The 12,725-nt window shown below is 72.6% G+C and carries 13 protein-coding genes; 3 read left to right on the forward strand and 10 right to left on the reverse strand.

The features are described from left to right. Nucleotides 1–12 precede the first annotated feature (12 nt). A complete protein-coding gene (locus BKA21_RS10830; protein WP_140458200.1) occupies nucleotides 13–387 on the forward strand; it encodes a hypothetical protein in 375 nt (124 codons plus the stop codon). After that, the gene (locus BKA21_RS10835) at nucleotides 384–2,198 is read left to right on the forward strand and encodes an ABC transporter ATP-binding protein (protein ID WP_203793463.1); all 1,815 of its coding nucleotides are present in this window, start codon (nucleotides 384–386) and stop codon (nucleotides 2,196–2,198) included. Before BKA21_RS10830 ends, BKA21_RS10835 begins: the two co-directional genes overlap by 4 nt. Nucleotides 2,199–2,380: 182 nt before the next feature. Here the strand turns inward: BKA21_RS10835 and dnaB are convergent, their stop codons facing one another. Beyond that, nucleotides 2,381–3,748 carry a replicative DNA helicase gene (gene dnaB / locus BKA21_RS10840; RefSeq protein WP_140458201.1) on the reverse strand — a complete coding sequence of 456 codons (1,368 nt, stop codon included), beginning with the start codon at nucleotides 3,746–3,748 and terminating at the stop codon, nucleotides 2,381–2,383. A gap of 356 nt (nucleotides 3,749–4,104) precedes the next feature. Here dnaB and BKA21_RS10845 point away from each other — a divergent pair, with 356 nt between their 5' ends. After that, complete coding sequence (locus BKA21_RS10845; RefSeq protein ID WP_140458202.1) at nucleotides 4,105–5,541, forward strand: MATE family efflux transporter; 1,437 nt, start codon at nucleotides 4,105–4,107, stop codon at nucleotides 5,539–5,541. Nucleotides 5,542–5,556: 15 nt separating this feature from the next. On the opposite strand, the gene BKA21_RS10850 is transcribed toward BKA21_RS10845, so the two are convergent. The 9 genes from BKA21_RS10850 to BKA21_RS10890 all read right to left on the reverse strand — a co-directional run bounded on the left by BKA21_RS10850 (nucleotide 5,557) and on the right by BKA21_RS10890 (nucleotide 12,646). Next, nucleotides 5,557–6,189, reverse strand: coding sequence for a hypothetical protein (locus tag BKA21_RS10850; protein WP_140458203.1), 633 nt, complete (start codon nucleotides 6,187–6,189; stop codon nucleotides 5,557–5,559). A gap of 126 nt (nucleotides 6,190–6,315) precedes the next feature. Next, entirely contained in the window at nucleotides 6,316–6,648 is a 333-nt protein-coding gene (locus tag BKA21_RS10855) for a DUF3784 domain-containing protein (RefSeq protein ID WP_140458204.1), read from the reverse strand. Between the two features lie 185 nt (nucleotides 6,649–6,833). Then, nucleotides 6,834–7,103 carry a hypothetical protein gene (locus BKA21_RS10860; protein WP_140458205.1) on the reverse strand — a complete coding sequence of 90 codons (270 nt, stop codon included), beginning with the start codon at nucleotides 7,101–7,103 and terminating at the stop codon, nucleotides 6,834–6,836. 167 nt (nucleotides 7,104–7,270) lie between these two features. Further along, the gene (gene rplI, locus BKA21_RS10865; protein WP_140458206.1) at nucleotides 7,271–7,720 is read right to left on the reverse strand and encodes a 50S ribosomal protein L9; all 450 of its coding nucleotides are present in this window, start codon (nucleotides 7,718–7,720) and stop codon (nucleotides 7,271–7,273) included. A gap of 14 nt (nucleotides 7,721–7,734) precedes the next feature. Beyond that, on the reverse strand, nucleotides 7,735–7,971 hold the full coding sequence (gene rpsR / locus BKA21_RS10870) for a 30S ribosomal protein S18 (protein ID WP_135972172.1): 237 nt from the start codon (nucleotides 7,969–7,971) through the stop codon (nucleotides 7,735–7,737). Between the two features lie 72 nt (nucleotides 7,972–8,043). Next, nucleotides 8,044–8,589 (reverse strand): single-stranded DNA-binding protein, encoded by a 546-nt coding sequence (locus tag BKA21_RS10875; RefSeq protein ID WP_140458207.1) that lies wholly within the window; start codon nucleotides 8,587–8,589, stop codon nucleotides 8,044–8,046. A 101-nt stretch (nucleotides 8,590–8,690) separates the two neighbouring features. After that, nucleotides 8,691–8,984 carry a 30S ribosomal protein S6 gene (gene rpsF, locus BKA21_RS10880; RefSeq protein WP_140458208.1) on the reverse strand — a complete coding sequence of 98 codons (294 nt, stop codon included), beginning with the start codon at nucleotides 8,982–8,984 and terminating at the stop codon, nucleotides 8,691–8,693. 267 nt (nucleotides 8,985–9,251) lie between these two features. Then, on the reverse strand, nucleotides 9,252–11,720 hold the full coding sequence (locus BKA21_RS10885; RefSeq protein WP_140458209.1) for a transglycosylase domain-containing protein: 2,469 nt from the start codon (nucleotides 11,718–11,720) through the stop codon (nucleotides 9,252–9,254). Nucleotides 11,721–11,956: 236 nt separating this feature from the next. Further along, the gene (locus BKA21_RS10890) at nucleotides 11,957–12,646 is read right to left on the reverse strand and encodes a hypothetical protein (RefSeq protein WP_140458210.1); all 690 of its coding nucleotides are present in this window, start codon (nucleotides 12,644–12,646) and stop codon (nucleotides 11,957–11,959) included. Nucleotides 12,647–12,725 lie beyond the last annotated feature (79 nt).

Below are 12,725 nucleotides of genomic sequence, written 5' to 3' on the forward strand. Positions count from 1 at the left end.
GGTCGGATCAAGATGCAGTTCGTCGTCATGGCCGAGTGGGACCTGGAGCGGCACGGTGTGCCCGTCGAGACGCTCCGCGCGTGGGCGCGAGGGCCGGGCGCGATGGCGTACGAGGGCCTGCCCGGCATGGCGCTCAAGTCCTGGTACTCCGACCCCCACGCGAACGTCTGGGGCGCGGTGTACCTGCTCACCGACCCGCACGCGCTCGACGACGACCGGCTGCCGCGCACCGTCGGCGACCGCACCGGGCCGATCGGCGTGCGCCCGGACCGGGTCCGGTGGCACGTCCTGGAACGGACCGTGCGGGGCGACGCCGACCTCGACGACCTCCTGGCCGCCGCGTCCGACCCGGCCGACCAGCGCGAGCGCACCCCGGAGGACGCATGACCACCACGACGAGCACGACGACGCACGAGCCGGTCGCGGCGCACGACGCAGGCGGTGCGCCCGGCCGCCAGCGACCTGGTCGCCCGCAGGTCACCGTCCCGAAGGGCGCGTTCCGGAGCTTCCTGCACACGATGCGGGAGCACCGCACGGGACTGGTCCTCGTCGGGGTCGTGTCCGTGGTCGCCACGATCCTCGGCGTCGCGCAGCCGCTGATGATGCAGCGGATGATCGACGCCGCGAGCAGCGGCGCGGAGAACCCGTGGGTGTGGTGGCTGGTGGGTGTCACCCTCGGCGAGGGGGTGCTGCGCGGCGCGCAGTCGTTCGTGCTGCAGCGCACCGGCGAGGCGTTCGTCGGCGGTCTGCGCCGCTCGCTCATCGCGCGCGTCCTGCGGCTGCCGATGGCCGCCTACTCGGCTACGCCCAAGGGCGAGTGGATCAGCCGGCTCGGCGCGGACACCAGCCAGGTCCGCACCATCGTGACCTCCGGCCTGTTCGAGCTCGTCTCCGCCGTCCTGATGTTCGGCGCCGCGGTGGTGCTGATGGTGACGCTCGACCCGGTCCTGTTCTCTCTCACGCTCGGCGGGGTGGTGCTCGGAGGGGTGGGGATCACCTTCATGGGGGCCCGCATGCGCCGCACCAGCGAGGTGACGCAGGCCGAGGTGGCGCGCATGACGTCCGCCGCGGACCGCGCCCTGTCGTCGGTCGTGCTCATTCGCGCGAGTGCGGCGACGGAGCAGCAGGTCGAGCTCGTCACCCGGTACGCGCGCCGCGCCGAGGCGTCAGGCGTGCGGATGGCCCGCATCCAGGCGTGGGTGCAGCCCGTCATGTCGCTGTGCATCCAGGGCGCGTTCCTCCTGGTGCTGGCGGTCGGCGGCCTGCGCGTCGCTTCAGGCGTGCTGACCGTCGGCGAGCTGATGGCGTTCATCATGTACCTGTTCCTGCTCGTCATGCCGGTGACACAGGCGATGAGTGCGTACACGCAGATCCAGCTCGGGCTCGCGTCGTACGACCGGATCCGGCAGGTCCTGCATATGCCGGCCGAACGCACCGGCGGGAGCACGGACGTCGTCGGCCCCACCGAGCCGGAGCCGGCCGTCGTCCTGGAGGACGTGCACTTCGGCTACGGGGACGAGCCCGTCCTGCGTGGCGTCTCGCTGACGGTGCCCGTGGGGTCACGCACCGCGGTCGTCGGGCCGTCCGGTGCGGGCAAGTCGACGGTGCTCGCGCTGCTCGAGGGATTCATGGACCCGGACGCCGGCGTGGTCCGCAGCCTGGGGCACGACCTGCGGGACGTCGACCTCGACAGCTACCGCCGCCACGTCGCATATGTCGAACAGGGGGCTCCTGCGCTGGGCGGGACCCTCGCGGGCAACCTCCGCCTCGTCCGTACCGACGCGACCGACGAGGACCTGCGGCGCGTCCTGGGCGCGGTCGGGCTCGACGGTCTGATCGCCCGCCAGGACGCGGGCCTCGACCTCGACCTGGGCGACAACGGCTCCGTGCTGTCCGGGGGCGAGCGTCAGCGGCTCGCGTGGGCTCGCGTGCTGCTGCAGGATCCGCAGCTCCTCCTGTTCGACGAGCCGACGTCGAGCGTCGACTCCGCCACCGAGAGCCTCCTGGGGCTGGCGCTGGACGAGGTGTCCCGCGGCAGGACCACCGTCATCGTGGCCCACCGCCTGTCGACGGTGGTCACCGCCGACCAGATCGTGGTGCTGGAGAACGGCAGAGTCCTGGACGTCGGCACGCACACTGAGCTCGTGGAGCGATGTGCGCTGTACCGCACGTTCGCGGAGCATCAGCTGCTGGTGTGACAGCCGCGGGTCACGCGGTGGGGCGGCGGCCGGATGCCGCGTCTCCGGCCGTCACGGTGACCGCCGCGAGGGAGAAGCCCACCGCGATGCGCCCACCGGCCGACGGGCGGGGCGCCAGCAGCCTGCGCATCTCGGACCTCACCGACGCCTGGTGAGGCCGGGGCCAGTCGGGGCTGGCGCCACTACATCTGCATGTCGACGAAGCGGGAGTAGTGGCCCTGGAAGGCCACCGTGATGGTGTCCGTGGGGCCGTTACGGTGCTTGGCCACGATGAGGTCGGCCTCGCCCGCTCGGGGCGATTCCTTCTCGTACGCGTCCTCACGGTGCAGCAGAATCACCATGTCAGCATCCTGCTCGATCGAGCCTGATTCGCGAAGGTCGCTCATCGCGGGGCGCTTGTCGGTGCGCTGCTCGGGGCCACGGTTCAGCTGGGAGATCGCGATGACCGGGACCTCGAGCTCCTTGGCGAGCAGCTTGAGGGCACGGGAGAACTCCGAGACCTCCTGCTGGCGGGACTCGACGCGCTTGCCGGACGTCATCAGCTGGAGGTAGTCGATGACGACGAGCTTGAGGTCGTGGCGCTGCTTGAGGCGCCGGCACTTGGCGCGGATCTCCATCAGCGACATGTTCGGCGAGTCGTCGATGAACAGAGGCGCCTCGGAGATGCGCCCCATGGTGCCGGCGATCTTGGCCCAGTCCTCCTCGCCCATCTGCCCGGTGCGCAGCTTCTGCAGGTGCACGCGCGCCTCGGCCGAGAGCAGACGCATCGTGATCTCGTTGCGGCTCATCTCGAGCGAGAACACGACAGCACCCATGTTGTGCTTGATAGCGGCCGACCTGACTATGTCAATACCCAGGGTTGACTTACCGATGGCAGGCCTCGCGGCGAGGACGATCATCTGGCCGGGGTGCAGGCCGTTGGTGAGGCGGTCGAGGTCGGCGAAGCCGGTGGGGACGCCGATCATGCCCTCGCCGCGGTGGCCGGCGGCCTCGATCTCGTCGACGGTGCCGCCGATGATCTCCGACAGCGGCAGGTAGTCCTCGGACGCCCGCCGCTCGGTGACGGCGTAGACCTCGGCCTGCGCGTTGTTGACGAGCTCGTCGACGTCGCCGCCGTCGGTGCCGTAGCCGAGCTGGACGATGCGCGTGCCGGCCTCGACGAGCTTGCGCAGGATGGAGCGTTCGCGCACGATCCGCGCGTAGTAGCCGGCGTTCGCGGCCGTGGGGACGGCGGAGATGAGGGTGTGCAGGTAGGGCGCTCCGCCGATGCGCGTGATCTCCCCGCGCTTGGTCAGCTCGTCGGCGACCGTGATCGCGTCCGCGGGCTCGCCGCGCCCGTACAGGTCGAGGATCGCGTCGTAGATCGCCTCGTGCGCGGGGCGGTAGAAGTCCGTGCCGCGCAGCTGCTCGATGACGTCGGCGATGGCGTCCTTGCTGATCATCATGCCGCCGAGCACCGAGCGCTCCGCGTCGAGGTCCTGCGGGGGGGTGCGGTCGAACCCGCCGCGCGCGTCCGGCGGTGCGCCGTACTCGAGGTCCTCGATGGTCAACCCGTCACCCACTCCGCTCGTCCTGCACCCGTCCCCCGAGGGACGTTCTACCCGGGGTCGGTGACAATCGGCCGCCGACCCTCCGGGGCGGGTCCAGGCGCCGCGCACGACGCGTCCACCCCCGCCTGGCGCAGGCTAGGCCCCGGCGGCGCGGGCCCCAAACGGCCCTGTGCACAGACCGGTGGACAGCCTGTGGACATCCCCGGGGAGCCTGTGTGCACAGGCGGTGGACAGGCCTGTGGACAACGTGGGTGAGACGGCCGATCCGGGCCGCTCACCTGCCCTTACGCTGTACACGTGCTGTGGAACGAAGAAACTTGGCCGACCATTCACCAGACGGACGCCTGAGCCGCTCTATGGACAGTCCGGACGCTTCGCCCACCCCCTCACCCGGGCCCGCCGGACCCCCGGAGGAGCCCGCCGTCCACGGGTCCACCGATCCGTCCACAGCCTCGGCCGACGGCGCGTCCTCCACACCTGTGGACGGTGTGGACCGGCAGATCGTCCGGCTCGCCGTCCCCGCCCTGGGGGCGCTCGTCGCGGAGCCGCTGTTCGTGCTCGTCGACTCCGCGATCGTCGGACGCCTCGGCACCGAGCCCCTCGCCGGACTCGCCCTGGCCTCGACGGTGCTGGTCACGATGGTCGGGCTGTGCATCTTCCTCGCGTACGCCACGACCGCCGCGGTCGCCCGCCGGCTCGGTGCCGGTGACACGCGTGCCGCGCTGCAGACGGGCGTCGACGGCCTGTGGCTGGCCGTCGGGCTGGGCGTCGTGCTCGCCGCCGCCACGTGGGTCGCGGCGCCGTGGGTCGTCGGTGCGCTCGGCGCGGGCGGCGGGGTCGCCGAGCAGGCCGTGACGTACCTGCGCTGGTCGCTGCCGGGCCTGCCCGGCATGCTCCTGGTGCTGGCGGCCACGGGCGCGCTACGCGGCCTCCTGGACACCCGCACGCCCCTCGTGGTCGCCGCCGCCGGGGCCGTCGCCAACGCCGTCCTCAACGTCGTCCTCGTCTACGGCGCGGGGATGGGCATCGCCGGGTCGGGCCTGGGGACGGCGGTCGCGCAGATCGGGATGGCCGTGGCGCTCGTCGTCGTCGTGGTCCGCGGCGCCCGGCGCCACGGGGCGCAGCTGCGGCCCGCGGCCGGCGGGATCCTGGCCAACGTCCGTGCCGGTGCGCCGCTGCTCGTGCGGACCGCGACGCTGCGCGTGGCGATCCTCGTCACCGTGTGGGTCGCCACCGGGCTCGGCGGTGCGTCGCTCGCCGCGCACCAGGTGGTGATGTCCGTGTGGGGGCTCACGGCCTTCGCGCTCGACGCCCTCGCGATCGCCGCGCAGGCGCTCGTCGGCCACTCCCTCGGCGCCTCGGACGTCGCGCGCACCCGGGCGCTGCTGCGCCGGACCCTGCAGTGGGGCGTTGCCGCGGGCGCGGTCATGGGCGTGCTCGTCGGCGCCCTCGCGCCCGCGTACGTCCGCCTGTTCAGCACCGACCCCGACGTCCAGCGCGCGGCGACGGCCGCCCTCGTCGTCGCCGCGGTCACCCTGCCGATGGCCGGCTGGGTGTTCGTGCTCGACGGCGTGCTCATCGGCGCCGGTGACGGCCGCTACCTGGCCTGGGCCGGGGTCCTCACCCTCGTCGCCTACGTGCCCGCGGCCCTCGCCGTGCACGCCTGGGCGCCGGCCGATGCGACCGGGTTGGCGTGGCTGTGGATCGCGTTCGCCGGGGTCTTCATGGCGGCCCGCGCGGTCACGACCGGCTGGCGCGCCCGCGGCACCGCCTGGATGGTCACGGGCGCCTGACCGCGGAGCCCCGGCTCAGCCGCAGAGCACACCGCCCGGGCCCGTGCAGGGGGTCGTCAGCCAGAGGGCGAGCGCGAGACCCGCGTAGACCCCGAGCACGGCGAGCATCCGCAGCAGGGCTCCCGAGCACACGCGCACGACGTCCGTCGGCTGCAGATCCGTCGAGCCGGTGCGCCGCCGCCACGCGTACCTCGACCCGACCAGCGCGACCGCATGGCCGGCCAGCAGCATCGTCTGGTCGGCGCGCAGCGTGAGCACGAGCGTCGGCTCCACCCACGAGTGGAGCAGCACGTCGAAGGACACCAGCAGGACGACCCATGCGGGCTGCAGGAGCAGGACCGCCGAGCCTGGCACGAGGACCCAGGCGATCGCCCCCGAACGGCTCAGGACACCCAGTACGACCGCGAGAGCCAGAGTCCAGGGGACCAGCCAGCCGAGCGTGAGCAGGTACTGCACCCAGGCGTCCCTGCCGAAGATGATCGGGTGGGGCGCGCTGCTCGCGTGCACCGCGTCGGCCAGGACGTCAGGGAAGAGACGGACTGCGACGAAGACCAGTCCCGCGTAGAGCAGAGCGGCGACCAGTCCCGGCGCGGCCTTCGCCACGCCGACGACCCACGGACGATCGACCGCTGCGTCTCGCCCGTCCACCGACGACCTCCCGGTCCCTGGCACCTCGGGCTCGGCGCCCCACCTGGTCCTCTCACGCTCCCTGCCCCGTAGCGGCCTGCGCGCCCGCGACGCCCCCGGAACGGGCTCGGCACGGCAGGTCCGAGGCTACGGCTCCGGGGAGGGGCGAGGGGCGGGATCCCCGTCGTGGGACGCGTCGTCCGCGGCCGGTGCAGGCCCGGCGTCCGCGTCGGTCCCCCCGGTCGGGGTCGAGCTGTCGCCGGTGGGAGCGTCGTCGCCCGTGCGCGCGCGGTGCCGCTGCGCGCTCGTCCGGGACAGCGCGAGGAAGACGACACCGACGGCGAAGAAGGCCACCATCGAGCCGCGGTTGTCCGAGCCCATCCCCGACAGCCCGAGGATGACGAAGACGAACCCGATCGCCAGGAAGGCACCGCCCTCGTCCTTCGCCTTGTCGCGCGAGGGCTTCTCTTCGGTGCTCATGGCGGCTCCCTTGCCGGACCGTGGGTCCTTCGAACTGGCAGGTCGGGTCGAGTCGGTGCGCGCGGCCGGGCCTGGACGCGCAGCTCGAGGCTAGGCGCCCGGGCGTCCAGGGGCACCCGTCTGCGGGCCGAGGTCGGCGAGCGCTCGACGGCGCGCCGTGCGGCTCGCCGAACCCGGGCCGTCGTTCACGGCTGCGCGTCCTCGACCGGGGCGTCCGGCCCCGCGGCACCGGCCTCGGTACGGCGCCGTGCGTACGCGGCGAACCACCCGGCCGACCCGGCGACGAAGACCATGCCCAGCACCAGGAAGGGCAGGCCCAGGGCGACCGACCCCTGCGCCAGGAAGGTCGTTCCGAGCGCGAGGAACGGCGCCCCGACCGCGAGCAAGGAGCCCGCGGCGGCCGCCGCCGTCCCGGTCTGCCGGGGCTGCGCGTCCTGGGGCTGCGAGGCACTCATCGTCGGTCTCCTCCTGGTGGTCCGGGTGACACGACCAGGCTAGGGACGCAGGTCCCGCGCGCCCACCGTCCCGGGACCGATCTTGCGCCTCCGCCCCCGGACGGAGAGACGACGAGGCCCGCACCGCCGGAGCGGTGCGGGCCTCGTGAGCTCGCGGGTGCGAACGGTCAGGCGGCGACGACCTTGACGGTCACCTTCGCCGAGACCTCGGGGTGCAGGCGGACCTGCACCGTGTACTCGCCGAGCGACTTGATCGCCTGGGCGACCTCGATCTTGCGCTTGTCGACGGACGGCGCACCGGCGGCCTTGATCGCGTCGGCGATCTCGGCCGTGGTGACGGCGCCGAAGAGGCGGCCGGACTCGCCGGACGTCGCCGAGACGGTCACGACGTTCGCCTGGAGCGAGTCGCGGACGGCCTTGGCCTCGTCGAGCGTGGCGATCTCGCGCGCCTTGCGGGCACGACGGATCGCGGTGACGTCCTTCTCGGCACCCTTGGACCACGGCGTGGCCAGGCTGCGCGGGATGAGGTAGTTACGGGCGTACCCGTCCTTCACCTCGACGACGTCCCCGGGGGCACCGAGGCCGGTGACCTCGTGGGTCAGGATGATCTTCGCCATGAGTCGGTCCTTCCTCAGCGCGCCGACGACGAGTACGGCAGCAGGGCCATCTCGCGGGCGTTCTTGACGGCACGCGCGATCGCGCGCTGCTCCTGAACCGACACGCCGGTGACCCGGCGGGCGCGGATCTTCCCGCGGTCGGAGATGAACTTGCGGAGCAGGACCGTGTCCTTGTAGTCCACCGTGTCGATCTTGGCGGCCTTGAGGGGGTTCTGCTTCTTCTTGGGCTTGCGGACGACGGGCTTGGCCATCGCGGTGCTCCTTGTCTGTGGAGCCCCGAGCGTTGCCGTGCTCGGGGATGTGCAGCTAGATGTGTGTGCCGATCAGAACGGGGGCTCGTCGGAGTAGCCGCCCGACGAACCACCGGGCGTCGCCCACGGGTCGTCGGCCTGGCCGCCGCCACCCGAGGACGAGGAGCCGCCGGAGAAGCCTCCGCCGCCACCCCCGCCCGAGTAGCCGCCTCCGCCACCGCCACCACCGCTGAAGCCACCGCCGCCGCCCGAGCGCTGGGCGCGGGTGACCTTGGCCGTGGCGTAGCGCAGCGACGGGCCGACCTCGTCGACCTGGAGCTCGTACACGGTGCGCTTCTCGCCCTCGCGGGTCTCGTAGGAGCGCTGCACGAGCCGTCCGGTCGCGATGACGCGGGTGCCCTTGGTCAGGGACTCCGCGACGGACTCGGCCGCCTCACGCCAGATCGAGCAGCGGAGGAACAGCGTGTCGCCGTCCTTCCACTCGTTGCTCTGGCGGTCGAACGTGCGCGGGGTGGACGCGACCGTGAAGTTCGCGACCGCTGCACCCGACGGGGTGAAGCGCAGCTCCGGGTCCCCGGTCAGGTTCCCGATCACCGTGATCGTGGTCTCGCCGGCCATGACGGCCTCCTCGCTCGTTCGTTCGGATCGACTGCGGCGTCAGCCGCGTCGGTGGTGGGCTGCCCGCAACCTAGCCGGGCTCACCCACAACCGGTGCGGGCTCACGCCTCGCGGCGCAGGACCTTCGTACGCAGGACGACCTCGTTGAGGCCGAGCTGGCGGTCGAGCTCCTTGGCGGTCGCCGGCGACGCGGAGAAGTCGACGACGGCGTAGATGCCCTCGGACTTCTTCTGGATGTCGTAGGCGAGGCGACGGCGGCCCCAGACGTCGACCTTGTCGACGGTGCCACCCTCGGTCTTGACGACCGTCAGGTACTTGTCGAGCGACGGGGCGACGGTGCGCTCCTCGATCTCGGGGTCGAGGATGATCATGATCTCGTACTGACGCAGGCTCATACCCACCTCCTCTGGTCTTCGCGGCCACGGTCGGTCCGTGGCAGGAGGGTCTCGTGCGTCGGCCCGCACCCGCCGACCCGAGCGGGCGGCCCCGGCGGGTGCCGGGTGAGGGTGCTGGCTGTCGTGCTGGTCGTTCAGGGTCGTGCAGGCCTTCCGGTGCCGCCTGGCAGACGGCAGCGGCCCAGCCTACCGGCCGGGCCGCTGCACGAGGAAATCGTCAGCGTCACACCCGCCGCGCCCGCTCGCGCGGCCGACGAGCCCGGCGGGTCATCCGTTCCCGCCGTTGCCGTTCCCGTTGCCCTGTCCCTGCCCGTCCACCGTCGGGGACGGGCTCGGCGTCGGGGTGGGTGTGGGTGTGGGTGTGGGTGTCGGCTCGGGCTCCGGGGTCCACTCGGGCTCGGGCGGCCCGGCGGAGACGACGATGGTCACCGTCTGGCCCGTCTGCAGCGTGGAGCCCGAGCCGGGCTCCACCCGGATGACGAGGCCCTGCGGCACGTCCTCCGACTCCTCGGTCCGGATCGCCGGCACGAGGCCCGCGTTGATGATCGCGGACTCCGCGTCGCCGGACATCCGGCCGACGAGGTTGCCTGGCACCTTCACCTCGGCGGGAGCCTCCTCGGTCGGCTCCTGCGTGGGCTCGGCCGTCTGCGTCGGCTGGGACGTCGCAGTGGGCGTGGGCCCGACGTTCGCCCGCGGCGGGAAGTCCCGCACGGCCGCGTACTTGGGCATGTCCAGCACCGGGTCCATGTACCGCGCCCAGAGCGCCGCGGGCCAGCTCGACCCGGTGATCTGCGTGAGTGGCTGGCCTGAGGCCGATGCGCCGAACGGCTTGATGGTCTCGAAGCTGACGCCGTCGGCGCCGACCTGGCTGAGCGCCACCGACGTCGCGAGCGTCGGGGTGTACCCGACGAACCACGCCGAGAGGTTGCTCGTCGAGGTTCCGGTCTTGCCGGCCACCGGGACGCCGAGGGGCTTGATCCACCCCTCGCCGGAGCCGCGCTCGACCACCTGCGTCATCGCGTACGTCGCGTCGGCCATGACGTCCGCCTCGAAGACCTGCTCGGCCTGCGACGAGCCCGTGTACGCCACGTCGCCCTTGGGCCACGTGACCCGGTGCACCAGGTACGGGTCGTGGTGGATGCCCTGGGCGGCGAAGGTCGCGTACGCCGCGGCCATGTCGAGCGGCCGCACCTCGTCCGACCCCAGCACGTTGGACGGCACGACGAGCGGCTCGGACTTGGCACCGGCACGCTTGGCGACGTCCGCGGTCTTGTCCGGGCCGACCTGGATGTTGAGGGCCGCGTACACCGTGTTGACCGAGTCGGCCGTCGCGTCGACGAGGTCGATGTTGCCGTACGACGCGTTGCCGAAGTTCGAGACGTCCTTCTGCCCGCCCTCCCACTCGGGGAAGCGCTGCGGCGAGTTCCCGTCGTAGCGGCTGGACAGGCTGGCGCCGTTCTCCAGGCCCGCGACGAGCGTGAACGGCTTGAACGTCGAGCCGGCCTGGATCGCGGTGGTCGCCCGGTTGCTGAAGTCCGTGAGGTAGTCCGCACCGCCGTACATCGCGACGATCGCACCCGTGGCGGGGTCGACCGACGTGATACCGATCTTCAGGCCCTCGGCGGGCGTGGCCCCGCCCGACATCTCCCCGCTGCGCAGGGCCGCGGCAGCCGCGACGGCCTGGTCCTGGACGTCCTTCTCGATGGTCGTGACGATCTTCAGGCCGCCGGTGGAGAGCTGCTCCTCCTTGACGGCGCCGGAGTCGATGAGCTCCTTGCGCACCATCTCGAGGATGTAGCCGTTGGGGCCGGCGTACGTCTGCGAGCGCTGGTACTCCACGGTCTGGGGGAACTCCAGGCCGGCGCGCTCGCCCGCGTCGAGCCAGCCCTCCTCGACCATCTTGTCGAGGATGATGTTCCAGCGCTGCTCGGACTCGTCGGGGTTGACGGCCGGGTCCCAGTTGTTGGGCGACGGGATCAGGGCGGCGATGACGGCGACCTCGGCGACGGTGAGATCCGCGGCGTTCTTGCCGAAGTAGGACTGCGCGGCGGTCTGGATGCCGTAGGAGTCGCGGCCGAAGTAGATCGTGTTGAGGTACCGCCCCATGATCTGCTGCTTCGACTCCTCCTGGGTCAGCTTGAGCGCGAGGATCGCCTCCTGGGCCTTGCCCAGGTAGGACTTCGTCGTGTTCATGTAGTAACGCTCGACGTACTGCTGCGTGAGCGTCGAGGCGCCCTGCTGCTGGCCGCCGCCGAGGTTGTTGATCAGCGCACGGACGATGCCCCTGACGGAGATGCCGCGGTTGGAGAAGAAGGTGCGGTCCTCGCCGGCGGCCACAGCCTGGCCGATGTGGTCCGGGAGGGTCTCGTAGTTGACGAGCTCGCGGCGCTGCTCGGCGAACTGGCCCATCACCTCGCCCGGCTCCTCGGGAGTTGCACCGGCGTAGTAGACGGTCGTCGTCTGGAACTGCGCCTCGGCGAGCTCGTCCGGGACCTCGGTGAAGTGGTAGAGCGCGAAGAATGCGCCGACGCCGAGGAACAGGAAGCCGATGAACGTGCCGAGCACCACGCGCCAGGACGGCAGCCAGCGGTGCAGGCCGGTGTACCCCGAGCGCGGGTAGTCGAAGAACTTCTTCTTCGTCGGGGCCTTGGTCGAGCGGCCCGCTGCGGACGACGCCGTGCCGCGGGTCGCACGACGGGCACGCGACGGTGCCGCGCGACGTGAGGTGCCTGCCAACGAGCTGCCCTTCTGCCGACGACGCCCGCCCACGCCCGGCGGGGCTCGCGGCCCTGGGGAGGAGGCGGTGCGCGGGCACACCGGTGCCCGACGGCCCAGTATGGACGACCGCCCGGGTGGATCCTGCTCCTTCCACCGCCACGTTCGTGGCACCTTCACACCATCGGCACCCGCCCGCGACGCAGCCGTCGCAGGACGCCGCCGCCGCTCACAGGCGGCGCACAGCGCACGTCAGGTCAGCCCTCGAGGCAGCCCGCCCGGTCGCCGGACCCGTCCGCGAGGCGGTCGGTACCGCCCGGTGCGGAGGCTCGGACGCCCAGCTCCAGACCGTCGGCGGCCGTCTGCACCGACGCGACGACGAGGCCGTCGCCGCCGCCCACGTGCACGCCGTCGACGAGGCGTCCGACCTCCGGGACCCGCCCCGCGAGCGCTCTCGGCGGCACGTCGAACCCGGCGACGCGCACCGTCTGGGCGCGCAGGACCAGGGCCCCGTCCTCGGCGGTCGCGAGCAGGTCGAGCTCGGCGGGCACCTCGCGGTCGCCGACGGCGACGGGTGCGGCGACGGTGACGACTCCGGCGGCGGTGGTCACGGTGAGTCCGTCGCGCCCGGTGGTGCAGGTCAGCGCGTCGGCGAGGGCGTCGGGGCCGAGGGTGACGCGCAGGTCGGCGGTGGCGGTGAGCGCCTGCCAGAGCGCCGGCGTGGGGCCGGGGCGGACGTCGGCGCCGGCGGGCAGCGCGTCCCGGGCCTGGTCGAGGCGGTCGGCGAGAGCGCTGCGGGCGGCGACCTCTCCGGCGGCCACGAGCAGCAGGACGACGCCGGCGCAGGCCGCGACGACGACGGTCCGCCGACGCCACGTCCGCCCACGCCACGGTCGCCGGCCGGAGGGTCGGTGCGGCGGGTCGGTGACGTGCTGCGCGGCGTCCATCCCCGCATCGGACCACCCCCGCCTGCCACCCCCATGACGACCACCTGACGATCTCCTCCCCTCCCACCCCACCCCGCCG

This window comes from Cellulomonas oligotrophica (assembly GCF_013409875.1).
Classification (GTDB): Bacteria; Actinomycetota; Actinomycetes; order Actinomycetales; family Cellulomonadaceae; genus Cellulomonas; species Cellulomonas oligotrophica.

Coding starts and splice junctions, on each gene's coding strand:
- BKA21_RS10890 (WP_140458210.1), bottom strand. CDS start 12,646: ATGGACGCCGCGCAGCACGTCACCGACCCGCCGCACCGACCCTCCGGC.
- BKA21_RS10855 (WP_140458204.1), bottom strand. CDS start 6,648: ATGAGCACCGAAGAGAAGCCCTCGCGCGACAAGGCGAAGGACGAGGGC.
- BKA21_RS10835 (WP_203793463.1), top strand. CDS start 384: ATGACCACCACGACGAGCACGACGACGCACGAGCCGGTCGCGGCGCAC.
- BKA21_RS10830 (WP_140458200.1), top strand. CDS start 13: ATGCAGTTCGTCGTCATGGCCGAGTGGGACCTGGAGCGGCACGGTGTG.
- rpsF (WP_140458208.1), bottom strand. CDS start 8,984: ATGAGCCTGCGTCAGTACGAGATCATGATCATCCTCGACCCCGAGATC.
- BKA21_RS10860 (WP_140458205.1), bottom strand. CDS start 7,103: ATGAGTGCCTCGCAGCCCCAGGACGCGCAGCCCCGGCAGACCGGGACG.
- rplI (WP_140458206.1), bottom strand. CDS start 7,720: ATGGCGAAGATCATCCTGACCCACGAGGTCACCGGCCTCGGTGCCCCC.
- BKA21_RS10875 (WP_140458207.1), bottom strand. CDS start 8,589: ATGGCCGGCGAGACCACGATCACGGTGATCGGGAACCTGACCGGGGAC.
- BKA21_RS10845 (WP_140458202.1), top strand. CDS start 4,105: ATGGACAGTCCGGACGCTTCGCCCACCCCCTCACCCGGGCCCGCCGGA.
- rpsR (WP_135972172.1), bottom strand. CDS start 7,971: ATGGCCAAGCCCGTCGTCCGCAAGCCCAAGAAGAAGCAGAACCCCCTC.